General features: G+C 64.1%; 17 protein-coding genes and 1 other RNA gene. 10 read left to right on the top strand and 8 right to left on the bottom strand.

Translation table 11 applies throughout. From position 1 onward, the window contains the following. Positions 1–9 precede the first annotated feature (9 nt). From hflC to GL4_RS07730, 4 genes are all read right to left on the bottom strand, one after another. Complete coding sequence (hflC, locus tag GL4_RS07745) at positions 10–951, bottom strand: protease modulator HflC (RefSeq protein WP_045366392.1); 942 nt, start codon at positions 949–951, stop codon at positions 10–12. Next, positions 951–2,087, bottom strand: a complete 1,137-nt coding sequence (hflK, locus tag GL4_RS07740) for an FtsH protease activity modulator HflK (protein ID WP_045366388.1) — start codon at positions 2,085–2,087, stop codon at positions 951–953. The genes hflC and hflK overlap by 1 nt, the downstream gene beginning before the upstream one ends. A 167-nt stretch (positions 2,088–2,254) precedes the next feature. Continuing rightward, positions 2,255–2,785, bottom strand: a complete 531-nt coding sequence (locus GL4_RS07735; RefSeq protein ID WP_244462700.1) for a dihydrofolate reductase — start codon at positions 2,783–2,785, stop codon at positions 2,255–2,257. Continuing rightward, positions 2,782–3,576 (bottom strand): thymidylate synthase, encoded by a 795-nt coding sequence (locus tag GL4_RS07730; RefSeq protein WP_045366385.1) that lies wholly within the window; start codon positions 3,574–3,576, stop codon positions 2,782–2,784. Before GL4_RS07730 ends, GL4_RS07735 begins: the two co-directional genes overlap by 4 nt. 96 nt (positions 3,577–3,672) lie before the next feature. Here GL4_RS07730 and GL4_RS07725 point away from each other — a divergent pair, with 96 nt between their 5' ends. The 4 genes from GL4_RS07725 to glsA all read left to right on the top strand — a co-directional run bounded on the left by GL4_RS07725 (position 3,673) and on the right by glsA (position 7,085). Further along, a complete protein-coding gene (locus GL4_RS07725; RefSeq protein ID WP_045366382.1) occupies positions 3,673–3,933 on the top strand; it encodes a PepSY domain-containing protein in 261 nt (86 codons plus the stop codon). A gap of 78 nt (positions 3,934–4,011) precedes the next feature. Further along, positions 4,012–4,436, top strand: a transfer-messenger RNA (tmRNA) gene (gene ssrA / locus GL4_RS17190). A gap of 50 nt (positions 4,437–4,486) precedes the next feature. Next, positions 4,487–5,029, top strand: coding sequence for an SspB family protein (locus GL4_RS07720; protein ID WP_045369732.1), 543 nt, complete (start codon positions 4,487–4,489; stop codon positions 5,027–5,029). A 178-nt stretch (positions 5,030–5,207) separates the two neighbouring features. Then, a complete protein-coding gene (gene glsA, locus GL4_RS07715; protein ID WP_045366379.1) occupies positions 5,208–7,085 on the top strand; it encodes a glutaminase A in 1,878 nt (625 codons plus the stop codon). Between the two features lie 5 nt (positions 7,086–7,090). On the opposite strand, the gene GL4_RS07710 is transcribed toward glsA, so the two are convergent. After that, entirely contained in the window at positions 7,091–9,058 is a 1,968-nt protein-coding gene (locus GL4_RS07710; RefSeq protein ID WP_045366377.1) for a sensor histidine kinase, read from the bottom strand. A 204-nt stretch (positions 9,059–9,262) separates the two neighbouring features. Between GL4_RS07710 and fumC the strand changes: the two genes are divergently transcribed. Continuing rightward, positions 9,263–10,684, top strand: a complete 1,422-nt coding sequence (fumC, locus tag GL4_RS07705) for a class II fumarate hydratase (protein ID WP_045366374.1) — start codon at positions 9,263–9,265, stop codon at positions 10,682–10,684. 14 nt (positions 10,685–10,698) lie between these two features. Next, positions 10,699–10,956, top strand: coding sequence for a ribbon-helix-helix domain-containing protein (locus tag GL4_RS07700; RefSeq protein ID WP_045366371.1), 258 nt, complete (start codon positions 10,699–10,701; stop codon positions 10,954–10,956). Between the two features lie 9 nt (positions 10,957–10,965). Here the strand turns inward: GL4_RS07700 and GL4_RS16675 are convergent, their stop codons facing one another. From GL4_RS16675 to GL4_RS07680, 3 genes are all read right to left on the bottom strand, one after another. After that, positions 10,966–15,573, bottom strand: a complete 4,608-nt coding sequence (locus GL4_RS16675) for an AsmA family protein (protein ID WP_052464226.1) — start codon at positions 15,571–15,573, stop codon at positions 10,966–10,968. Positions 15,574–15,723: 150 nt separating this feature from the next. Next, complete coding sequence (locus GL4_RS07685) at positions 15,724–17,148, bottom strand: FAD-binding oxidoreductase (RefSeq protein ID WP_045366368.1); 1,425 nt, start codon at positions 17,146–17,148, stop codon at positions 15,724–15,726. A 98-nt stretch (positions 17,149–17,246) separates the two neighbouring features. Further along, positions 17,247–17,627 carry a hypothetical protein gene (locus tag GL4_RS07680; RefSeq protein ID WP_045366365.1) on the bottom strand — a complete coding sequence of 127 codons (381 nt, stop codon included), beginning with the start codon at positions 17,625–17,627 and terminating at the stop codon, positions 17,247–17,249. Positions 17,628–17,831: 204 nt separating this feature from the next. On the opposite strand from GL4_RS07680, the gene GL4_RS07675 reads away from it, so the two are divergent. From GL4_RS07675 to GL4_RS07660, 4 genes are read left to right on the top strand one after another with little or no spacing between them, the layout of a single operon-like run. Beyond that, on the top strand, positions 17,832–20,207 hold the full coding sequence (locus GL4_RS07675) for a UvrD-helicase domain-containing protein (protein WP_052464225.1): 2,376 nt from the start codon (positions 17,832–17,834) through the stop codon (positions 20,205–20,207). Then, a complete protein-coding gene (locus tag GL4_RS07670; protein WP_156137457.1) occupies positions 20,200–20,751 on the top strand; it encodes a gamma-glutamylcyclotransferase in 552 nt (183 codons plus the stop codon). Before GL4_RS07675 ends, GL4_RS07670 begins: the two co-directional genes overlap by 8 nt. Further along, complete coding sequence (locus GL4_RS07665) at positions 20,744–21,661, top strand: 50S ribosomal protein L11 methyltransferase (RefSeq protein WP_045366360.1); 918 nt, start codon at positions 20,744–20,746, stop codon at positions 21,659–21,661. Before GL4_RS07670 ends, GL4_RS07665 begins: the two co-directional genes overlap by 8 nt. 33 nt (positions 21,662–21,694) lie before the next feature. Then, entirely contained in the window at positions 21,695–23,515 is a 1,821-nt protein-coding gene (locus GL4_RS07660) for an aminopeptidase P family protein (RefSeq protein WP_045366358.1), read from the top strand. Positions 23,516–24,057 lie beyond the last annotated feature (542 nt).

Here is a 24,057-nt window from a genome sequence, read left to right as displayed (position 1 = left end):
ACATCCCGCCTAGGGCGTCGAATTCAAGGGCCGGCTGACGGCGCTCTTGTCCCCTTTCGGCATGCTGGACGAAGCGCCGCGCGCGGCACCCGTAGCGTCGTTGAAGTACTGGAAGAACTGCGAATCGGGGCTCAGAAGCATCCGCGTATCGCCAGACTGCAAGGCGCTCTCGTAGGCCTGCATGGAGCGGTAGAAGGCGAAGAAGTCGGGGTCCTTGCCGAACGCCTCGGCGAAGACGCGGTTCTTCTCCGCGTCGCCCGCACCGCGAATCCGCTCGGATTCGCCGGTCGCTTCGGCCTTCACCACCGTCACCTGACGGTCGGCGTCGGCGCGAATGCGGCGGGACGCTTCCTCACCCTCGGCTCGGATCTCCGCGGCCTCGCGCTGACGTTCCGTCTGCATCCGGCGGAAGATGGCGAGGCTGTTGGCCTCCGGAAGATCCGCCCGCTTGATCCGGACATCGACAACCGTCATGCCGAACTTCTGGGCGTTCTCGTTCATCTCGTTGGTGATCCTCCGCATCAGCTCGTTGCGGTCGTCTCGCACGACGGCTTCGAAGCTCGCCGAACCGAGGACACGGCGGAGGGCGGCTTCGAGGAAGTCGCTGAGCCGCGTCCGTGCGTTGAACTCGTTGTCCACCGATTGGTAGAACAGCAGCGGATTGGTGATGCGCCAACGCGCGAACGCGTCGACGACGAGGCGCTTCTGATCGGCGGCAATGACTTCCTGCGGTGCCGAATCCAAATCGAGCAGCCGCTTGTCGAAGAAGACCACGTTCTGAATGAACGGGATCTTGTAGTTCAGACCCGGGTCATCGATGACCCGCTTCGCCTTACCGAACTCGAGAACCAGCGCCTGCTGCGTCTGGTAAACGGTGAACAGCGTCAGATAGGCGCCGATGGCCAAGATGCCGAACAGCAGCAGAATGAGCGTCAGAGTTGCCTTTTTCATTACTGCTGCCCTCCCGTCTGGAGCGAGGGAGCCGGCGTGGACGACGCCGGCGATTGCGGCGGCCTCTTCTGCAACTCCGTGAGCGGCAAATAAGGCACCACGCCACCGCCGCCATCCTTGTCGATGATGATCTTGTCGGTGTTGGAGAAGACCTCCTTCATCGTGTCGATGAAGATGCGCTGCCGCGTCACGTCGGGCGCCTTCTCGTATTCCTGCAGTACCTTCTCGAAGCGCTCTGCCTCACCCTTTGCTTCGGCGATGACCTGATCGCGATAGCCTTGGGCGTTTTGGAGGATCCGTTCGGCCTCACCGCGGGCTTCCGGGACGACCCGGTTCGCATAGGCTTGCGCCTCGTTCTGCAAACGCTCCTCGTCGGCACGGGCCGCCTGCACGTCGCGGAACGCATCGATGACTTGCGCTGGCGGATCGACCTTCTGAAGCTGAACCTGCGTGATCTCGATGCCGGCCTTGTAGCCGTCGAGCGTACGCTGAATGAGCTCTTGCACCTTGCCTTCGGTCTCGGCGCGAGACGACGTCAGAATCGGCTCGATGTCGCTCTGGCCGACGATCTCACGCATGGCGCTCTCCGAGACGTCTTTCACGGTGCCTTCGGGATTCTGGATGTTGAAGAGATAGTCGGGTGCGTCGCTGATCTTCCAGACGACGACGAAATCGATATCGACGATGTTCTCGTCGCCCGTGAGCATCAGGCTCTCCTCGGGCACATCCCGTACCGAAAGCCCGCCGCCTTGAGCGGAGCGCATACCGATCTCAATACGGTTGGCGCGCGTCACCTTCGGAAGCAGAACCTCCTCGATGGGATACGGCAGGCGGACATGCAGGCCGGGCGGAAGCTGGCGTACATACTCGCCGAAGCGGAGAACGATGCCGACCTCGTCCGTGTTCACCCGGACGAAGAAACCGAAAAACCCGATCACAACGGCGACGAGCACGGCCAGGACGCCTGGCAGCAGCCAGCCACCGCCGCCGCCGGGCATGGCCTGGCGCAGCTTGTCTTGGCTTTTGCGCAGAATGTCTTCCAGATCAGGTTGCTGGCTGCCACCGCCGGGACCGCCCGGCCGCGGGCCCCAGGGCCCGTTATTGCCGCCACCGCCGCTCTGATTGCTCCAAGGCATATTGTATCTCGTCCTGATTGCTGAGGGGGCTTTCGCGCAAAGCCGCCGTGATTTAGCCGCGCCTACTGCAGGGAAACTAGGCGCACCAAATGGCGGAAACGCGACAAGAATCCGTGAGGTTATAAGCCAGGACCAAAGGGCACGCAATCGAAGGCGGCCCTATTCGGTCAAACCCGCTCCAGGACCACGATGCTGAAATCGTAGTCGTCCTTCGGGCCGGCCTCGAAAGCTTCCCGCGAAACTTCCCGCCACGCGTCCGGGTCGAGTTCCGGGAACCAGGTGTCAGCCTCCGGGGCGGCGTGGACCTCGGTGAGATAGATCCGGTCGGCCTGCGGCAGGACCTCGGCGAAGACCGCCTCCCCGCCGATCACGGCAATTTCGTCGGCGCCCTCTTTCGCGGCCCAACGGCGCGCCTCGTCCAGCGCCGCTGCAAGGTCCCGCACCACGACGACGCCGGGCGCCGTGACAGAGCCGTTCCGGGTCATGACGATGTTGAGACGGCCATCGAGGACCCGCGGCAGCGATTCGAAGGTCAAGCGCCCCATGACGACCGGTTTGCCCATGGTCACGCTGCGAAAGAATTTCATGTCGGACCGCAAGTGCCAGGGCAGCCCGCCATTCAGGCCGATCGCCCGATTCTCGCCCATGGCGACGACCAAGGCGATGGCCGGGGAACCCTCCGCTGGCTCTTGGGTCAAACCGCCACCTCGGCGCGAATCGCCGGATGGGGGTCGTAGCCGACAATCTTGAAGTCGTCGTAGACGAAGTCGAACAGCGACGTCACTTCGGGATTGATATCGAGCCGCGGCCGCTGCCGTGGCTCCCGCGAAAGCTGTTCGTCGGCCTGCTCCAGATGGTTCAGATAAAGATGCACATCCCCGAACGTGTGCACGAAGTCGCCCGGCTCGAGCCCGGTGACCTGCGCGACCATATGCGTGAGAAGCGCGTAGGACGCGATGTTGAAGGGAACGCCGAGGAAGATGTCGGCGGATCGCTGGTAGAGCTGGCACGACAGCCGCCCGCCGCCCACGTAGAACTGGAACAGGCAGTGGCAGGGCGGGAGCGCCATGTTGGGAATCTCGCCGACATTCCAGGCGCTGACGATATGGCGCCGCGAATTGGGGTTCTGCTTGATGCCCTCGACCAGAGCCGCGATCTGATCGACCTCGCCCCCCGACGGGGTCGGCCATGAGCGCCACTGCTTGCCGTAGACCGGCCCGAGATCGCCGTTCTCGTCGGCCCACTCGTCCCAAATCCTGACGCCATGTTCCTTGAGATAGTGAATATTCGTCGAGCCCTGCAGGAACCACAAAAGCTCATGGATGATCGATTTCACATGCAGCTTCTTGGTGGTCATGAGCGGGAACCCCTCGCTCAAGTCGAAGCGCATTTGTGCCCCGAACAGGCTCAGTGTGCCGGTGCCGGTCCGGTCCTCCTTGCGGAGGCCCGTATGGCGGACATGAGACAGAAGGTCGAGATATTGGCGCAACGTCTGAGTGTCCCTATATTGACGGAAGTCCGGAATGCCGAGACTCACAGGCCGGGCTCGCTACTTTGTCGATAGACCTTGTAGAAGGAGCATTCAATGCGTCGTCTGACAGTTGTCCTCGGCCTTGCGGCCTGCACCACCCTCGGTGTCCTCTCCGCCACCGCTTATGCCCAGAGCATCAGCATCGAGAAGGTCCGGCAGATGGCCTTCGACCGCGGTATCGTCGACCTCGAAGAGATCGAATACAAGCGCAGAAGGAATATCTGGAAAGTCGAGGGTGAGGATGCCCGCGGCGATGATATCGAGATGCACGTGGATGCCACCACGGGCCGCGTCATAAAGATGGAACGCGACTAGCGTATCCGATCCGGCTCTGCCAACCCACTGTGCGACAAGCCTATTCATGGGGTGAAGATTGAGGGTTATCCACCTCCCGATCTTCCAATTAACCTCTTTGGGGCTTATATATGTGGTGTCGGCTTCGGCCGACTATGGCGATAAACGGTTGACGTAATAAACCATTCGGACCCGGGGGCGGTACCCGGCGGCTCCACCAGGTTTCAGTCTCTCGCGCACATGACGTGCGGACCAGGGAACTGTGGCATGGGACTTGCGACGTAAAGTCGGTAACGACTGAAACGTGGCGGGGCCGAAATAGGATCGACGAGGGTGTAAAGGTCGTACTTTCGCTCGGCATGGTATCCGCCGTTATCGGGCCGAACCTTATAGTTGCCAATGACAACTATGCGGAGGCACGTCTCGCTGCGTAATGCGGCGCGATAGCCTAAATTGAAGCCCTAGCTTCCTCGCAGAGGTTAGGCGCGGTTTCGGAGGGCACCGGGCAACAGAAGCCCTCCACTTCTGACGGGGTGGACTGCCTACGTCGCCAAAAATGGAGCGGCGCCATTACATGGCAGACGATGGAATTCGATACGATCTTCTGACACAGGACGCTCTGCGGGGCGTCGTTCGCGAAGTTCTGACACAAGTCCAACGCGATGGGCTCCCCGGCGAACACCATCTCTACATCGCCTTCGACACTTGCGCCGAAGGCGTTTCCATCTCCAAACGCCTGAAGGAACAGTACCCGGAGGAGATGACAATCGTCCTCCAGTACCAATTCTGGGACCTGTTCGTGTGGGACGAGCGCTTCGAAGTGAAGCTGTCCTTCGCCAATGTGCCCGAACGGCTGGTGATTCCCTTCAGCGCCGTGAAAGCCTTCTACGATCCGTCGGCGCAATTCGGTCTCCAGTTCGGAAAGCCGGGCGCAGCCAACGACTCGGCGCGCCAGCACATGGCCTCGGCCCTGCCCGACGTGGTGAGCGACCAGACCGACGACCGTCCGGGTACGGAGCCACCGGCCGAAGAAGCTACCGAAACCGAGCCGGTCGAGGTGGTGATGTCCCGGCCTCCGGCCGAGGTCGTGCAGCTCGATAATTTCCGCAAGAAGTAGCAACTCCGAGAACCCGCTGCTTTCTTAGGCGTTCCCGGACGCGCCATGCCCATACATTAGCCATCACGGCACGTGCGACACGGCCGGGGCGCCCAATTGGCGCGACAGTCGACATGGCATGATTTCTGATTGATGCTCGCGGGAAGCGGAGTCACGCATCGGCTGGGGAGACGCGTACGTGAATAAACTTGATCTCATCCGCGGCGCGCCTAACGCGGACGGCGGGGCTCTTGCGCCTATTCAGGACTACCTGAACGAGATCCACGCACGTGTCTCGAAGATCGAGGGCGGCGCGCCGGCGGACTATATCCCCGAACTCGGCAAGGTCGATCCGACGCTGTTCGGCATCGCTATCGCCACGGTGGACGGCCAGCTCTACACGGTGGGCGACGCCCGTGTGCCGTTCACGATCCAATCCGTCTCCAAGCCGTTCATGTACGGCTACGCCCTGCAGCACCACGGGCGTCCGCGCGTCCTGCAGAAGGTCGGCGTGGAGCCGACGGGTGAAGCCTTCAACTCGATCGTCCTCGACGAGGCCGCCAACCGGCCCTTCAATCCCATGGTGAACGCAGGCGCGATCGCGGTTGCCGAGATGATGCAGGGCGACACGCTGAAGCAGCGCACCAACAATATGCTCGAACTGTTCTCGAGCCTCGCCGCGCGCAAAATCGACATCGACGAAGCTGTCTACAAGTCGGAGTTGGCGACCGGCCACCGCAACCGCGCCATCGCTTACATGATGCTCAACACGGCCATGATCGAGCACGACCCGGAGGAGGTGCTCGAACTCTACTTCCGCCAGTGCGCGCTCAGCGTCACCGCATGCGATCTGGCCGTCATGGCGGCGACGCTGGCCAATGACGGCACGAATCCCGTGACCGATCACAAGATCTTCGATACCCAATATGTGCGCGACGTCCTCACGGTGATGAACTCTTGCGGCATGTACGACTATGCCGGGGAATGGGCCTACGAAGTCGGCATGCCAGCAAAGAGCGGCGTGTCGGGATGCATCATCGCTGCGATCCCCGGGCAGATCGGAATCTGCGTTTACGCGCCCCCGATCGACAGCCAAGGAAACAGCGTCCGCGGCATTGCGGTGTGCCAGGACATGTCACGGGAGTTCCAGCTCCACTCCTTCTACAACCACACGAACGTCCGCAGCGTTCTGCGCCGTGATTATCGCGCCGATCTGGTCCGGTCGAACCGGCTGCGCACGCTGGAGGAGCGCACACTCCTCGCGGAGGAAGGGCGCAAGATCGCTGTGCTCGAGGCGCAAGGCGCCCTCTTCTTCGGCTCGACCGAGCAACTCCTGCGCAAGCTCACTGAGCTCGCCGAGAACTCGAAATACATCGTCGTCGATTTCAAGCGCGTCCATCATGCCGACAACGCAGCCTGCAAACTGATCGGCCGTGCGGTGCGCGCGATGGCCAATAGCGGCACCGAGCTCGTCTTTGCGTCCATCGACACCGAAGGATCGCTCGACCGGCTGACGCGCGTGCTGTCCGAGACGGCGGAAGGCCACGCCTTGCGCCAGTTCCGCGATGCGGACGCTGCGCTGGAGTGGTGCGAGGATCAGCTTCTGGCCGGCAAGGGCTCCAGTGTCGGCACCAAGTTCTCGCTCAATCAGATCAACCTGTTCGACGGTCTCACGGTCGAGGAATGCCGTTTGGTCGAAGGGATCGTGCGGCCCCTCGTCTTCGACAAGGGCGACGTCATCATGCGCGAGGGCGATCCTGCGAAGCTCTTCTTCGTGCTTGCGCGCGGGACGGTCAGTGTCGAGATCAAGCTTCACGACAAGCCCGGGCGGCACAAGCGCGTCGCCTCGATCGGGCCCGGCCTCACGTTCGGGGAGATGGCGCTGCTCGACGGCGGTACGCGCTCCGCCGACGTGATCGCGAACGAGAAAGTGATCTGCTACGGGCTCGGTGTCGAAGAGCTGCACGAGCTTGCCGCAGAACACCCCAACGTGATGATCACCATTCTCGGCAATCTGACGCGCGAATTCTCCGAGCGTCTCCGCCACGCCAACGAGGAAATCAGCGTTCTGGAATAGGGCTACTAGGCGGCAGGCGCGTGAACCGTGTCGGGAGCGGCGCGCGGTTCGTTGGACGGCGTCAAGGGTACGCTCAGTTCCACATAGAGGCCGGACTTGCGAAATTCGGTCTTGGTCTCGCCGCCGAGATTGTGGCGTATGCCCTGATCGATGAGTTGCGTCCCGAACCCTTTGCGGGCCGTGGGCTTCGGCACCATGGGCGCGCCCTTCTCTTCCCACACGAGCACGAGCCTGTTTCGCCGCTGTGTCTTCCAGGCAACGTTGAGCTGTCCGTCGTTCTGCGACAGGGCACCGTATTTCACCGCGTTGGTGGCGAGCTCGTGCAGCGTCATGGCGAGGATCGACGTGCATTGCGGTGGCAGCAGGACGTCCGATCCCTTGATCACGACCTTGGGGCCACCCTCTCGCTTGTAGGGCTCGAGTTCGCGTTCCACCATCGCTTTCAAGCTCGCGCCGGACCATCGGGATTCGAGCAGCAGGTCGTGAGCCCGGTGCAGGGCGCGCAGTCGCTCGGCCAAAGTGCGGGCCATGGCTTGCGTCGTCGGATCCTTGGCCTGGCGCAGACTGGCCTGGACGAGTGATTGCACAATGGCCAGCGCGTTCTTGACCCGGTGGTTCAGTTCGCCGACCAGCATTGTTTGGCGCTGTGCGGCACGCCGGCGTTCGGTGACGTCGCGGAACACGAGAACGGCGCCGGCAAGCGAGCCGTCCTGCCCGATGATCGGTGCGCCGGAATGCTCAACCGGCAGCTCGCGATCGTCGCGCGTCAGGAGCATGGCGCCGGACTCCATGCGGGACACCTCGCGCTCGCGCAACGCTCTCAATGCCGGGTCGTCCACCGGTTTGCGCGTTTCCTCATCCACGACACGGAACACGACCCAGATCGGCCGTCCGCGCGCTTCCGACGCCGGCCAACCCGTCAATTCCTCAGCGACCCTGTTGAGGAGCAGCACGCTTCCGCTCGGGTCGGTCGCGATCACGCCATCGCCGATCGAGCCCAGTGTCGTCGAGAGCCACTCGCGCTGACCGCGCAAATCCATGAGTGCCACCTGCCTGCCGCTATCGGCCCGGCGCACGGCCCCGAGGGCCGTCCAGGCGAACAGGGCGAGCACGACAATGCTGGCCACGGCAAAGATCACCAGGGTCGCGGCGCTGTCGTACAGCGCATTGACTTCGGCCTCCCGCGCAAACCATCCCAGCACGGGCGGGACCGCCAGGATCCCCGGCAGGAGCCGGCGCAGCATCTCACCCGCAGGCGATTGCTCGAGGATCGCGGATGCAATGCCCCGTTCCGGGGACGCCAAGATCAGCCCTGTCGCCAGCAAGACGAACGCGATCACGCCATAGACCGTGAGACGCATGAACGGGAACGGATCGCCCTCCATGTCCACGCCATAGGCCGCACCCGTGACCACGAGCAGGACCTGGGCGAGCAAGACGAGCGTCAGCACTTGGCTGAGAACCGAAGGCGCCACGCGGTGATGGTCGGCATAGAACAGCGCTACGCCGAAGAGGATGAGTGCCATCAATATCCCGGGCGACGTCCCCCCGGGGACCGGAAGTGGCGCGGCCGGTGCGGCTTGGGCGAAGGAGAACTCATGGCTCAGATGAGCCTGCGGGATCGCCTCGTCCGGGATCAGGAACGTGTTCAGCCCCATATCGCCGAAGGCCCCCTGGCCGAACATCAAGAGCCCGAACAAGGCCAGCACGAGGCCGATCGTCCTCGAAAGGAAGCGGATCCGCCGGTACGTGAAGCTCAAGAGGCCGAGCCCGGCGAGGATAACGCCCAGCGCCGCGACGGGCGGCATGCCGACCAGGCTCGGCAGGAAGCGCTCGGGGAAGATGCCGATCCATGCGGCCAGCACGACCTCGCCGATGACGCAGACCACCACGGCCGCGAAACGGGCATAAGTTTCGCAAGCTTGCACTGTCTTCGACTGAGGCAGCACGATCTTACTGGACGCCGCCGTCACACACCCTCCTCGTCAGGCGCCATGGCCTTCCCAGACCCCGCGCCCTCACCGCCACCGTGGCGAACGCCGCCACATCCCAGGTTCTCTCATCCCTCGCCGCAATGGTATAGCGTTAGGCTCAGATTGTCCGGTCGCCGGCAGGCCAAGGATTCCAGAAACCCGCTCCTCGACCAATCTCCAAGTTACAAAAAGGAAATCTCGCCCATGTCTGCAGCCGACGCCCCGAATCCTCAGTCCGCACCGCGTACAGAGACGGATGCCTTTGGGCCGATTGAGGTCCCCGGCGACCGCTATTGGGGCGCGCAGACCCAGCGTTCGCGCCAAAATTTCCAGATCGGCGACGAGCGGATGCCGGAACCCATGATCCGCGCCATGGCCCTGGTCAAGAAGGCCGCGGCGCTCACGAATCAGGAGCTCGGACGCCTTGATTCCACGCTGGCCGAGGCGATTGCCACCGCCGCGACCGAGATCATCGACGGCAAGATGGAAGGGCATTTCCCGCTCGTGGTGTGGCAGACCGGGTCCGGGACCCAGACCAACATGAACCTCAACGAGGTCATCGCGAACAGGGCCAGCGAGATCCTCGGCGGGGAATTGGGCACGAAAAAACCGGTTCATCCCAACGACCACGTCAATATGGGCCAATCCTCGAACGACACCTTCCCGACGGCCATGCACGTGGCCGCGGCTGAGGAGATCGCCTACCGGCTGGATCCGGCCTTGTCCCGGCTCTACGCCGCGCTCAAGGAAAAAGCCGAGTCCTTTCAGGACATTCTGAAGATCGGCCGAACTCACATGCAAGATGCGACCCCCCTTACCCTCGGCCAGGAATTCGGCGGCTATGCGGCCCAGATCGATCTCGGCATCAAGCGGCTCAAATTGACCCTGCCGGGCCTCTATGCGCTGGCGCAGGGCGGTACTGCCGTCGGGACAGGGCTGAATAGCCATCCGGACTTCGCGGAGATCTTTGCCCGCAAGATGGCGGAATTGACGAAGCTTCCCTTCGTCCCGGCCGAGAACAAGTTCGAGGCGCTGGCCGGAAACGACGCCTATGTGTTTACCCACGGCGCCCTGACGGCCGTCGCAACTGCCATGTTCAAGATCGCGAACGACATTCGGCTGCTCGGATCGGGACCGCGCTCGGGTCTTGGCGAATTGCTGCTGCCGGAAAATGAACCCGGCTCGTCGATCATGCCGGGCAAGGTGAACCCGACCCAATGCGAAGCGGTCACCATGGTTTGCGCGCGCGTGTTCGGGAACGAGACCACCGTCGCATTCGCGGGCAGTCAGGGGCACTTCGAACTCAACGTGTTCAAGCCGGTCCTAGCCTACGCTCTGCTGCAGTCGGTCCGGCTGCTGGCCGACGTGGCCGACAGCTTCAACAAGAACTGCGTGGTCGGCATCAAAGCCAACCGGGAGCGTATTACCGAGCACATGGAACGGTCCTTGATGCTGGTGACCGCACTCGCGCCCCATATCGGCTATGACAACGCGAGCGAGATCGCGAAGACCGCGCACAAGAACGGGACCACGCTGAAGGAAGAGGCGGTTCGGCTCGGTCACGTCGCCGAGGAAGATTTCGACCGGCTTGTCCGCCCCGAGGAGATGGTCGCTCCCAAAAAGTAGCGGCACCCGCACCGATGGCCACTGCCCGCAACAAGGCCCGCAACAAGCGCTCGCTCACCATCGCCCGGCACCGGACGAGCGTCTCTCTGGAACAACCGTTCTGGGACGCGCTGACGGAAATAGCGCGGGATCAGGGCAAGTCGATAGCGGAGCTCGTCGGCGAAATCGATCAGGAGCGGACGGAGCGCGGCGACGGGACCAGTCTCTCGGCCGCGCTGCGCCTCTACGTGCTGGCGCGTATGAAAGACGCGCGCAAACAGCAGACCTCCTAGAGGCGCCGGCTAGCGGCCGCCGAACAATCCACCGAAGGGACCGTAGTTACGGCGCCAATCGTCACGTCGAGACCGGCGGATGACCCGGCGGCGCTTGCGCTGGGGTGGCGCGGCGACGGGCGCTTCCTCCGCCTCGGCGTCTTCGGCCGCCGTGCCATCCTCGAGAAGATCCGCAATCGGATCGCCAGGCTCGGCATTGTCGTTGGCCGGTGCGTGGGTCGGCAGCGGCGGCAGGAACTCGTTGGGAACAGACGCGGCCGCATTCGCTTCAGTCGGGGCGTTGGTTTGGGCCGCGGCGCTGGCTGCGGCTCTCGCCTCCGCCTCGATGCGCTCCCGCTCGGCGCGCTCCGCCGCGGCGCGGGCCTCCGCTGCCGCACGTGCCGCGGCAGCCTGTTCCGCGGCGGCTCTCGCCTCTGCTGCGGCTTTCGCTTCGGCGGCTGCTCTGGCTTCGGCCGCCGCTCTTTCTTGAGCGGCTTTCTCGGCCGCGGCCCGGGCTTCGGCGGCGGCGCGTTTGGCCGCTTCCAGCTCTGCTGCGGCTTTCGCTTCGGCGGCTGCACGGGCTTCGGCCGCGGCCCGGGCTTCCGCCTCGGCGAGCGCTTGGTCGGCCGCAGCCTTCTCCGCCGCGGCACGCTCCTCTGCCGCCGCGCGTTGTTCTGCTGCTTCAGCCGCCGCGGCTTTATCCGCTGCAGCCCGCTCGGCAGCCGCTTTCTGAGCGGCAGCCTCTGCTTCTCGCGCGGCCTGCTCTTGAGCTGCCTTTTCAGCAGCTGCTTTCTGTTGGGCGGCGCGGGCCTCGGCCCTCTCGCGCGCCGCTGTCTCCGCCGCCTCTTTCTCTGCGGCGATACGGGCAGCTTCAGCGCGCTCGGCAGCGGCTTTCGCTTCTGCTTCGGCCGCCGCTCTTTCAGCGGCCTCCCTTTCAGCTGCTTCCTTGGCAGCAGCTTCTCTCGCGGCGGCTTCCGACTGCGCATCGCTGGTCGCACGGCCTCCGGAGACGTCAAGCGACTCGAGCCGTTCGACATCCTCACGCAGGCGATCGATGGTGAGCTTGCTCTCGATCGCGGCGGTACCGACCGCCGGCGAGATCGTGCCCGCATCATCGAGCGGGCCAGCGAAGACCACTGTCAGCGGCGGCACGGTCGCAGCGCGCGCAGAAGTCAGCCGCATTTGCCACTCGCTGTCGAGCTTGAGACCGACGAGGTCCACATAGGTCTTGAGCGCCGTCTCAACGTCCTTGCTCACAAGGCTTGCCGGCGCGAAGCGGACGGTGCCGTTCTTCACCTCGAAGTTGAGCGTCGCAGGTTCGAAGGTGTAGCGCCCTTGCCGGAGCTCGGCCCGAATGCTCTCGGCATCGGCGTCGATCTGTTCCGCGGTGGCGGCCACATTGCTCGACGCCGCCTTGGCCGCGATTTGCCGCAAGGGTGCCGCGGTGAACGAGGTCAGTTCGCCAGCCCCAAGAGTCAGCACGCCGTTACCGTCGAGATCGGCGACAATTCCCGGTGGACTCAAACCGTCAGCCGCGACGTCGAACGATAGATCGAATGCGCCTTGAGCAAGCGCCGTACCGGCAATCGCCTCGCTCAGCGCGGCAAGGCTGCCTTGCTCGAGGTCGGCTCTTGCCGTCAGGGCCGCGCCGCTGCCTCGGGGCGACAGCGTGCCGGAACCGGCGAGCGTGCCGCCGAACAAGCCGCCGTCGATCGACTCGATGGCCAGCGTACCGCGATCCACCGTCGCCTTGAGTTTTCCGTCGGTCACCTGAAACGGCTCGCCGAGGGACAGCGTCTTTGCGCTGAGCGCGAGGCTGCCTTCCGCTTTCTCCAGAAGTCCGAGAGCGATGCCGCGTGCGGGCCAGACCGTCGCGGCATCGCCATCGACGGACCCCAGCATTTCCTCCGTGGACTCGGCCCGTTCCCAGGCCACGAGGAGACCCAGCAATGCGGGAACAGAGATACGCTCCGCGCGCGCGGTGATGTCGAACTCGGTGACGTCGCCCGTGCTGTCGAAATGCGCGGCGCCCTCGATCGGCTGCTCCATGACCGTCGCCTTGACCTGCTCGAGGTCGACCTTGCCGGACGCAGCCGCAACATTGGCGTTGACCGAGAGCGGTACGCCGAGCGCACTCGGCGGCGGGTCCAGGCCCAGCAACGGCAGCGCCAAGCTCGCATCGGTCGTCGCCACGGAGCCGAAGCCGTTCAGCGCCGGCCCGTCGTTCTTCAAAGCGGCGTTGCCCTCGAACGCGAGTTGCAGCGCGGTGGTTTCAAGAGCGGCACGGCCGGTGAGTTGCTGACTGGGGATGCCGACGGCCTTGATAGACAGCGTGCCTTCGCCGCCCGCGGCCTCGGCGAGCCGGTCTTGCGGCAGGTCCGGGAACAGCAACACAAGGAGCGCCTGCGGTCTGTCGCCCATGACGCTGCCGGAAATATCGATCTCGGCGTCGCGCGGCTTCGCCAGTGTTCCTTTTGCCTTGGCGACGAGCGCCAGATCTGACCCGCCGACCTGGCCGCTCAATTCGAGCGATGCGTCCGTCGCTTCGCCTACCCGCGCGGCCACCAGCGCGGCTCGGATATCGAAGGGAGCGAGCGCCGAGAAATGTTCGGACTTCACGACACGGTCCCCAAATCCGACAAGGCTCGCGAGCGCCCGCAAATTGTCCGTGCTCTGCGCCTGCAGCGAGACATCGATCTGGCCGGACGGAGCATCGGCCACACTGACGATCCGCCCTTTGGCATCGAGAGCCATTGCGCCCGGCGCGATGAACGCCAACGAGCGGACGTCGAGGTCGCCGTCGGTCAAAGAGAGTTCCGCATCAAGCCGGCCCGGCGTGATGTCGGGCAGCAGGAGTTCACCAATTTCCAAGCGTGCATGCACTTCGTCGCCACGCAGTTGCCTCAAGAGGCTCGCACCTTCCGACGGGGTATGCGGTGTGGTTTCGCCATTCTGTGACGGCAGCCACGCGGACCAAATCGGTTCGCCGCCAAGCGTTTCGCGCAAGTCCAACCGCTCACTCTTGAGATCGATGTTGATGAGATCGGTCTCGCCGGACCGGTACAGGAAGTTGCCGCCGAACGGCGTGCCGCTCACTGCGCCGTTGGCATTCGACAGGACGACTTCGCCCTCGCCGACCTTGGCGTCCGCGGAAAGAGAAAAGTCGCCCACGAACGACTGTCCGGTGATGGCGCGATCGCCGGCTGCCCAGCGGGTCAACGCGCGCAGACCCGAGCCGTCGATGGAGGCCGGTCCCTCGAAGAGCGGTCCGGACTCGCCCTTGCGCAAGGACCCCGTGGCCGAGACGCGATTCTCACCGGGTAGAGTCGCATTCAGCTTCTCAATGGCGACGCCGCCGTCGGTGCTTGCGAGCTCGAGCGCGAGCCCGCCGGCGAGATCGCCACCAAGCCCTGCCTGTTCCACGTCGAGGGACAGCGTCCCCTGCCCGAACTTCGCAGCCTCGTCCAATACCCAGTCGGCGAACATGCGCACGACCGCCGCGGGCGCAGGCCGATTGTCAGTCCCGGCCGCGCCGAACAGCGCATCGAAGTCGATCCAGCGAGCCGCCAGCTTTGCGTCCGCCTTGAACGGCGGCCGGAAGTCGAGCGCAACATCGCCTTTGAGAATTTGCGGCCGACCGGACGCGTGCAGCGTTAATTCGAAACCGGTCAGTTCGGCGCGGTCGGGCGTGGCGCTGAGGGGGCCTTTGACTTCGAGAAACGACGCGGTGTCGCGCAGGCTGAGTGGGGCGGTCTCTTCGGTCGCCGGCTCCGGAATTACCTCACTCACGGGCTCTTCCGCCGGCTCGATATAGAGCTCGTTTTCTTCGAGGACCGGCTCCGGATCGGCGTCGCCCTGCGCGGGATCGTCCGCGTTCAATGTCTCGAACTTCGAGACGCGCATGATGAAGGTGCCGTCATAGGCGGGCACGTCGCGCAGGCCGGAAATGCTGCCGTCCAATTGATACGTGGCCGAGCGGTCGGGATCACGCAGCGCCGTCTTGACCCGGAACTTGCCGCTGTCGTCGATGATGCCGGTCGAGAAACGGATCGACTGGGACCTGCCTTCGACGTCGTACTCCGCCAAGACCTTGTAAGGTCCTGCGAGGGACGAGGCGCTCGCCTCACCGTCGATATTCGTGAACACGAAGGCGGGGCCGGCACCTTTCGACATCTCCAGCGTACCACCGGTCACGCGCACGGAGTCGAGAAGCACGTCGCTCGGCACGAAGGCCGCGCCGGTCTTGCGCTGTCCGAGATCGCTCCAATTGCCGACGCCCGTGTCGTCGACGTGAAGCCTCAGCGTGGGATCGATGATCGTGAGCTCATGCGCCTCGACCTTGCCGGTCAGCAATGTCCCAACGTTGAGCTTGGCCTCGAGGGAGGAAGCCTCGAGAAAGGGCGTCTCAAGGCTGCCGTCGGCGTTGGCCACCTTGATGTCGTCGAATTTGAGATACGGCGCTGGCAGCACGATCAACTGGATCTCGCCATCCACCTTGACGTCGCGGCCCACGAGCTTCGTCATCTGCGCTTCGATCGCAGGACGATACTCATTCCAATCGACGAAGAGTGGCGCCGCGAACAGCGCGCTCAGCACCAATATCAACAGTGCCGTGAGTGTCAGCAGAAACGAATTCACCGATCTCTCTGCCTAGGGCTGGACGTGCCGGCGCATGGTCCCCGTGCAGAACAAGAAGCTAAGAGCCTTCGAAAGACACCAAGCCAATTGCCGCGTACGCCGTTCCTCTCAATAGTACCGCAAACCATTCAGGGCCATTGCGGGAAACACTTACAAATCTGGAGCAAAAATCTTGCCAGGGTTCAGGATATTCAACGGATCGAGTGCCTTTTTTATGGCAACCATTACGTCCACGCCCTCGCCGTGCTCGGCGACCAGATAGCGTATCTTCCCCTGACCAACGCCATGCTCACCGGTACAGGTTCCCTCGTAACGGAGCGCCCGCTCAATCAGGCGATCCAGGAATTGCCGCGCCCGTTCCATCTCGTCCGCCGAGTTCATGTCGATCAGCGGCATCACGTGAAAATTGCCGTCGCCCACGTGGCCGACGATCGGCGCAATCAGGCCCAGTCTCTCGATATCCTGCTTCGTTTCCATGACACACGCCGCAAGTGCCGAGATTGGTACACACACGTCAGTCGCAATTAGATCGGTCCCCGGGCGTAGATCCTTCGCGGCCCAGTAGGCGTCGTGGCGCGCCTGCCAGAGCTTACTCCGGTCCTCGGGCCGCCCGGCCCATTCCAGGGCGCCGCCGCCCTCGCCCTGCGCGATCTCCGAGAAGATTTCGACCTGTTCACGGGCGCCGGCTTCGCTTCCGTGAAACTCAAGGAACAGGGTCGATTTCTCCGGCAGCGATAGTCTCGAATAGGCATTGCAGCCGCGCACCTGAACCTCGTCCAACAGCTCGATACGGGCCAAAGGCAGGCCCATTTGCAGCGCCGCGATAGTCGCGTTGCAAGCTCCTTCCAGGGTCTGGAAGGTCGAGACGCCGGCCAGAATGGTCTCGGGGATGCCGAATAGCTTCAGCGTCAACTCGGTGATGACGCCCAACGTGCCCTCCGAGCCGACCAGGAGCCGCGTGAGATCGTAACCGGCCGAGGATTTCCGGGCCCGGCCGCCCGTCGTGACGATCCGTCCATCGGCAAGCACGGCGGTCAGGCCAAGCACGGCGTCGCGCATGGTGCCGTAGCGCACCGCGTTGGTGCCGGAGGCCCGCGTCGCGGCCATGCCGCCGAGGCTCGCATCCGCGCCCGGATCGACGGGGAAGAATAGGCCGGTATCGCGCAGGTGTTCGTTGAGCTGTTTGCGGGTGACGCCCGCCTGCACGGCGCAGTCGAGATCGTTCTCGTGCACGGCGAGGATCGCGTTCATGCGGGACAGATCCAGCGAGAGCCCGCCGAACGGCGCATTCAAATGGCCTTCGAGCGAGCTGCCGGCCCCGAACGGGATCACCGGCACCCGCGCCGCCGCGCAGGCCGCCACGGCCTCGGAAACCTCTTCGGTGGTCTCGGCGAAGAGGACCGCGTCGGGGGCCTGGACCTTCAGCCAGGTCAGAGTATTGGCGTGCTGCTCCCGCAATGCCTCGCTGCGCGAGAAACGGTCGCCAAAACGGGTCGAAAACCGGGCAAAAAGGGCCTCCATAGCCTCCGGAGAGGCCGGGTCGCCAAGCGCATCGACTGCCGAGACTGTCGTCATGGCCCCAGTCTAGACCGAGATCCTGAACAAATTCAGATTAGTTGTCGCTTTCTTGGACGGATTCTGCGCCGGGCTTCGGCGCAGTGCCGCGCGGCAGACTAGTTGCCGCAGGCCGTGGCACCCGCCGTGCAGACATACGGCACGACGACGCCCTTCCAGCACTGCGCATAGGTCTTTGACGTCACCACGTCGGGCTTGAGCAGCATGTCGGGCGTCACCACCGGCCGTACGGCCTTCCAGAACGGGTCGGGCGTCACCTTGCGGGGCCGCAGCGAGACGTATTTCCAGCCCCGGCGGCGGCGGATCTGCTCGGCCGTTTGGAGGGCGTTCGCATAGGCGGCCCTTGCGGCGGCGGCCTTGGAGTCCGCGCTGTTGGTGGCCTTTACGATTTCGCAGCCGGCATCGGCCGTTTGGACGGCCCCGAAATACAGCACCGAGAACCCAAGCAACACGAAGCCTGCTTTCCAAAAACGCAGCATTCCGACCTCCAAATCACAGCCCACAAGCGGTACACCCCATTTGCCACCGGTTGTTCCCGGCTGCAAGTGTCGCAGTGCAACATTTTGTAGGTGTGGCATTTCGTACGCACACGACGCTCAGCCGCCTTGCCCGGGGCGGCGCACGCGGTGGACATAGATACGCACCGGCTGTTGCAGACGCGCGCGGTGCTATAGTCCCTCGCCATGGGCAAGATTCGCGGAAGCGCCGCCGAAACGGTCTCCCCTGCGGGCGACGGGTTCGAAGAGGCGCCACAGACACCACCAACCGAGACGCTGTCGATCTCGCAGCGCGCCATGCGGCGCGGGGCCGACCGCTATCTGGAGGCACTCAATCCCGAACAGCGGGAAGCCGTCGAGACGCTGGACGGGCCACTTCTGGTTCTGGCCGGCGCCGGCACGGGCAAGACCCGGGTACTGACCACGCGCATCGCGCATCTGCTGCGTCTGGGGCGCGCGCATCCCGGTCAGATCCTCGCCGTCACCTTCACCAACAAAGCGGCACGCGAGATGAAGCAGCGTGTGAGCGAGCTCATCGGCGGCGCCGTCGAAGGCATGCCTTGGCTCGGCACTTTCCACGCAATCGGCGTGAAGATCCTCCGGCGCCACGCGGAACTGGTCGACCTCAAGCCCTCCTTCACCGTGCTCGACACGGACGACCAGATCCGGCTGATCAAGCAGCTCTTGGCGGCGGAGAATATCGACGAGAAGCGCTGGCCTGCACGCGTGCTCGCCAGCATGATCGACGGGTGGAAGAACCGCGGCCTGCGGTCCGAGCGGGTTCCCGACGGCGAGAGCTACGGCTTCGCCAACGGCAAGGGACGCGATCTGTATGCGGCCTATCAGCGGCGGCTGAAGGATTTGAACGCGGTCGACTTCGGCGATCTCCTGCTGGAGAACCTGCGGCTGTTCCAGGACCACCCCGACGTGCTGGCCCGCTACCAGCAGCGCTTCCGCTACATGCTGGTCGACGAGTACCAAGACACCAACGTGGCCCAATATCTGTGGCTGCGCCTGCTGGCGCAGCGTGAGGACGGCGAGCCGCAGAACGTCTGCTGCGTCGGCGACGACGATCAATCGATCTACGGCTGGCGCGGGGCGGAGGTGGACAACATCCTCCGCTTCGAGACGGACTTTCCCGGCGCCAAGGTGATCCGGCTCGAGCGCAATTATCGCTCGACGGCGCATATTTTGGGAGCGGCGTCCGGACTGATCGCGCACAACCAAGGACGGCTCGGCAAAACCCTGCATACGGAAGGCGACGACGGCGAGAAGGTCGTGGTGCAAGGCTGCTGGGACGACGAGGAAGAAGCCCGTGTCATCGGCGAGGACATCGAGCAGCTCCAGCGCCACGAACACGCCCTGAACGAAATCGCGATCCTGGTCCGCGCCTCGTTCCAGATGCGCGCCTTTGAAGACCGTTTCATCACGCTCGGCCTGGACTACCGCGTCATCGGCGGTCCGCGGTTCTACGAGCGGCAGGAAATCCGCGACGCCATCGCCTATCTCGACGTGACGCTGAACCCGTCCAACGATCTCAAGTTCGAGCGCATCGTCAACGTGCCGCGGCGCGGCCTCGGTGAGGCGACGCTGAAGTCCCTGCATCAGCTTGCGCGTGCCAACGAGATCCCCCTCACCCAGGCGGCACGGCTAATCGTCGAGACAGAAGAGTTGAAGCCGAAGCCGCGCCGCGCGCTGGCGGGACTCCTCGCCGACTTCGACCGCTGGCGCTCCATGGTCGACACGATGCGGCACACGGAGCTCGCGGAGCTGATCCTCGACGAGTCCGGCTATACGGGCATGTGGCAGGCGGACCGCTCGCAGCAGGCCGAAGGGCGGCTTGAGAACCTGAAAGAGCTCATTCGCTTCATGGAAGAGTTCGACACGCTCGCGGGCTTCATGGAACACGTGTCGCTGGTGATGGACGCGGCAACCGAGGAAGGCACCGACCGGGTCAATCTGATGACCCTGCACTCGGCCAAGGGGCTCGAGTTCGACACGGTGTTCCTGCCCGGCTGGGACGAAGGCCTACTCCCTCACCAGCGCAGTCTCGACGAAGCGGGCCGTTCCGGCCTCGAAGAAGAACGCCGGCTTGCGCATGTTGGCCTGACCCGCGCGCGGAAGAACGCGAAGATCACCTTCGCGCAGAACCGGCGCAACTACGGCATGTGGCAAACCGCCGTGCCCTCGCGTTTCATCGACGAGCTGCCGCACGAGCATGTGCAGGTGGCAGAGGACGACGGCCTGCGCGGCTACGGCCCCAGCCGTTTCGACAGCGAGGACATGTTCGCTTCCGGCAACTACGAGACGCCGGGCTGGCAACGGGCGCGCGCGAACCGTCAGCGCTCGGGCGGCGCCCCGCGCCGCGAGCCGATCACGATCGAAGGCACGCTCGTGGCCGCGAGCACGGCGGAGGGCGCAGGGCTGGAATTGGGACAGCGCGTGTTCCATCAGAAGTTCGGCTACGGACGGGTCTCCGCTATCGACGGCAACAAGCTAACGGTCGATTTCGAAAAGGCCGGCCGCAAGAAGGTGGTCGACAGTTTCGTCGAGCGTGTGTGACGCCGCGATGTGGCTCTTCGGCTACGGCTCTTTGATGTGGGACGGATGGGAAACGCGCTATGGCTGCCGCCAGCGCGTCCATGCCGTGGCCCCTGAACATCGCCGCGTCTTCAACAAGAAGTCGCTGGAACGCTGGGGCACGCATGCGCAGCCGGGGCTTACCCTCAACCTCGCACCAGCGCACGAAGAGGCTCACCGCTGCAGAGGGATCGCCTTCGAGTTTCCCGACGAGCATCAGACAGAAATCGAGGCCTATCTGTCTGCACGCGAGACCTGCCACGCATCCGAGATCGCCGTCCGCCTGCCCGACGAGGCGGTCACGGCGCGGACCTACATCTATGACGGACCGAGGCTGATCGAAAACGGCCTGACGCTGCAAGAGCGCGCAGCCATGATCCTCGTGGCCGAGGGGATCGCCGGGTCCAGTTACGACTACATCGCCAATGTCCGCGCGCACCTGGATCGGCTCGGCGTCAACGACCCGGCCGTGGACGAACTTTGGCACGCGGTCGCCGCCGCTCGAAACGGAGACAAATATGAGTGACGCATCGTCTCGGACCTATCGCGCAACGGTCGAAGCCGACGGGCCCGGTGCCGCGCGCATCGCCGAGCTGCTGGACGAGGCCCTGGACGATGCGGGCGACCCGGAAGCGCTCTCCGTCAGCTATTTCGAGCTTGGCGACGGCCGCTACGAGGTCTCCGCGCTCTACCATGGCCTACCGGACGAAGCCCGTCTGCAGTCGCTGATTGACAGCGCCACGGAGGGCGTCGCCGTATCGCCGCTGCGCATCGAAGAGGTGCCCGACGCCAATTGGGTCACGATCAGCCAGGGACAGCGGGGGCCGGTCCGCGCGGGGCGGTTTCTCGTCCATGGCAGTCACGACCGGCAACGCATCGCCCGTAACCGCTACACGATCGAGATCGATGCCGACCAGGCCTTCGGCACGGCGCACCATGCGACCACGCGCGGGTGTTTGCTAGCGCTGGACGAACTCGCGAAACGGGGACGCCCGGATCTGGTCCTGGACATCGGCACGGGCACGGGGATCCTCGCCATCGCGGCGGCCTTGGCCTTCGACCGGCCTGTGGTCGCCACCGACAACGATCCCGTTGCCGTCGAGATCGCAAAGGAGAATGCGGCAAAGGCGGGCGTCAGCCAGTCCGTTCATGCCTTCGTCGCGGAGGGCCTGGCGCACCCGACCTTGCGACGGCTCGCGCCTGACCTGATCGTGGCGAATATCCTCGCCCGCCCACTCTACGACCTCGCCCCCGCCATGGCGCGCAGCATCCAGCCGGGGGGCTATGTGCTCCTGTCGGGCATCACCGAGAACCAGGCCTGGGCGACCACGGCGCGCTATGCCTCGTTCGGCTTCGACCTGGAAAAGCGAATCCTTCTCGACGGTTGGGCAGCCCTGCTTCTCGGCCGCCGCAACGCAAGCACTTTGTTCGATTGATTGGCGGCGACGCTTCGGCTTACAAAGCTTCGCATGTATCAAGTGTTCGATGAGACCGGCGCTCCCGCGGAGAGCGGCGAGCGGGTCAAGGCATTATTGCGGGAACTGAAACAGCGGCAGCTCAAAGGCTTCCTCGTTCCCCACAGCGATCAGCACCAAAACGAGTTTCTGCCACCGTCCGAAGAACGGCTGGCCTGGCTGACCGGCTTCACCGGCTCGGCCGGCGTCGCCGTGGTCGCGGAGAACGGGTCGGCGCTGTTCGTGGACGGACGCTACATCCTGCAGGCGCCGAAACAGGTCGACACGGACCTTTTCGAGGTCCTCCAGATCCCGAAGGCGAAGCCGTCCGAATGGGTGAAGGAGAAGCTCGCGCGTGGCAATCGGCTTGGCTACGACCCGAGACTGCACACGATCAGCGAGATCGAGCGGCTGACCAAGACGTTGAGCGCCGCCGGCATTCGACTCACGCCCGTCGACGACAATCCCATCGACAAGATCTGGGGCAAGGACCGCCCCAGCCCGCCGCGCGCCGAGATCTTCATGCAGCCTCTGGAGTTCGCGGGCAAGGGCTCGGGCGAGAAGCTCATGCAGGTGCAGATGGACCTGGTGGAGGCCGAACACGATGCCGTTCTCCTGACCGCGCCGGACTCCATCTGCTGGCTGTTCAACATTCGCGGCGCCGACATCAAGCACACGCCCGTCACCCTCGCCTATGCCATCGTGCCGGCCAAAGGGCGTCCGACGCTCTTCATCGATCCGCAAAAGATCGGCGAGTCCGTACGAATCGCGTTGAAGCCGTACACCGAGATCGCCGCGCCTGAGGCGCTGGACGAGGCCCTGACGGAGCTGGCGAAATCCGGCGCCAAGGTCCGCCTAGATCCGGGCTCCGCGTCGATGCGCTTTGCCAGCGTGCTGCAAGCCGGCGGCGCCAAGCACGTATCGGGCGACGATCCCTGTACCATGCCCAAGGCGATCAAGACGGACGCCGAACAGGCAGGCGCGCGCGCCGCACATTTGCGCGATGGGGCGGCCATGGCGCGCTTTCTCGCGTGGCTCGACGAGGTCGCCGAAACGGGACGCATCGACGAGGTCTCGGCTGCGATGAAGCTCGAGGACTTCCGGCGCGAGACCGGTCAGCTCAAGGATATCAGCTTCGACACGATCGCGGCCTCAGGGCCCCACGGCGCCGTGGTGCATTACCGCCCGACGACCGAGTCGAAACGCGTGCTCGACAAGAACAATCTCTTCCTGATCGACTCCGGCGGTCAATACGCGGACGGCACCACGGACGTGACGCGCACCATCGCCGTGGGCAAGCCGACGGCGGAGATGAAGCGCCATTACGGTCTCGTGCTGCGATCCCATATCGCCATCGCCGCGGCACGCTTTCCGGCCGGCTCGCGCGGCCAGGACCTAGACCCGTTCGCACGCGGCCCGTTATGGGCGGCGGGGCTGGACTTCGACCACGGCACTGGCCACGGCGTCGGCAGCTACCTGTCCGTCCATGAAGGCCCGCAGCGCATCTCGCGGCTCGGTACCGAAGAGCTGGAGCCCGGCATGATCCTCTCCAACGAGCCCGGGTACTACCGCGAGGGCCAGTACGGCATTCGCCTGGAGAATCTCGTCCTGGTCACACCGGCCGAACAGATCGAAGGCGGCGAGCGCAAGATGCTCGGCTTCGAGACGCTGACGCTCGTGCCGTTCGACCGGCGGCTGATCGACCCCAAGCAGTTCCTGCCTTGGGAGCTTGCCTGGCTGAACGACTACCACGCGCGCGTCCGTGAGAAGATCGAACCGCTGATCGCCAGCGAAGACCGGCCCTGGCTCCGCCACGCCACCGCCCCGATCCGCTAGCGCTCCCTAACGGACCCGGCTCAGGCCAGCGCACAGAGCCTAATATGGTATAATTAGATTGTTGATTTGGATTCGCTGGCACTTTGTTTTGCAGCGGCGAAGGAATATCTCAGATTTGTTTGACTGTGGACGAAGTATCGATCCCACTCGAAATTGCGCAATAAACTTGACACCCTGAGGCACAATTTGAGGAGATTCTGGGAAGAAGGCTTTCTTCCCAATCGTGGGCTCTGACTTTGATCAGGGCCTTTTTTGTTGGCAATGCCAACTCAAAAAAACCCGCCCAGCTGAGCGGGTTTTTTTATGCCCGGAAGAAATGTTCGACATATCTTTGGTGTCGTTCACTATTCAAGTGTGGCCTGTCTTCATGCCCTTCTCCACGTACAAGAAGCGCATTCGCCTCTCGCGGGTATGCGTCACGCAGTGGAATTTTGGGTTCTTGAAGCGGACGACACTTGAAAGCGAACACTCCGACACCCGCTACTAGGCGCCTAGCCAAAACTCGTATTTTTGAGGTATTTCCTAGGCGGACTCCCGCTTGG

This window comes from Methyloceanibacter caenitepidi (assembly GCF_000828475.1).
Classification (GTDB): domain Bacteria; phylum Pseudomonadota; class Alphaproteobacteria; order Rhizobiales; family Methyloligellaceae; genus Methyloceanibacter; species Methyloceanibacter caenitepidi.
This window is presented reverse-complemented; position numbering and strand designations above follow the sequence as displayed.

Coding starts and splice junctions, on each gene's coding strand:
- hflC (WP_045366392.1), bottom strand. CDS start 951: ATGAAAAAGGCAACTCTGACGCTCATTCTGCTGCTGTTCGGCATCTTG.
- hflK (WP_045366388.1), bottom strand. CDS start 2,087: ATGCCTTGGAGCAATCAGAGCGGCGGTGGCGGCAATAACGGGCCCTGG.
- GL4_RS07725 (WP_045366382.1), top strand. CDS start 3,673: ATGCGTCGTCTGACAGTTGTCCTCGGCCTTGCGGCCTGCACCACCCTC.
- GL4_RS07720 (WP_045369732.1), top strand. CDS start 4,487: ATGGCAGACGATGGAATTCGATACGATCTTCTGACACAGGACGCTCTG.
- fumC (WP_045366374.1), top strand. CDS start 9,263: ATGTCTGCAGCCGACGCCCCGAATCCTCAGTCCGCACCGCGTACAGAG.
- GL4_RS07700 (WP_045366371.1), top strand. CDS start 10,699: ATGGCCACTGCCCGCAACAAGGCCCGCAACAAGCGCTCGCTCACCATC.
- GL4_RS07685 (WP_045366368.1), bottom strand. CDS start 17,148: ATGACGACAGTCTCGGCAGTCGATGCGCTTGGCGACCCGGCCTCTCCG.
- GL4_RS07680 (WP_045366365.1), bottom strand. CDS start 17,627: ATGCTGCGTTTTTGGAAAGCAGGCTTCGTGTTGCTTGGGTTCTCGGTG.
- GL4_RS07675 (WP_052464225.1), top strand. CDS start 17,832: ATGGGCAAGATTCGCGGAAGCGCCGCCGAAACGGTCTCCCCTGCGGGC.
- GL4_RS07665 (WP_045366360.1), top strand. CDS start 20,744: ATGAGTGACGCATCGTCTCGGACCTATCGCGCAACGGTCGAAGCCGAC.
- GL4_RS07660 (WP_045366358.1), top strand. CDS start 21,695: ATGTATCAAGTGTTCGATGAGACCGGCGCTCCCGCGGAGAGCGGCGAG.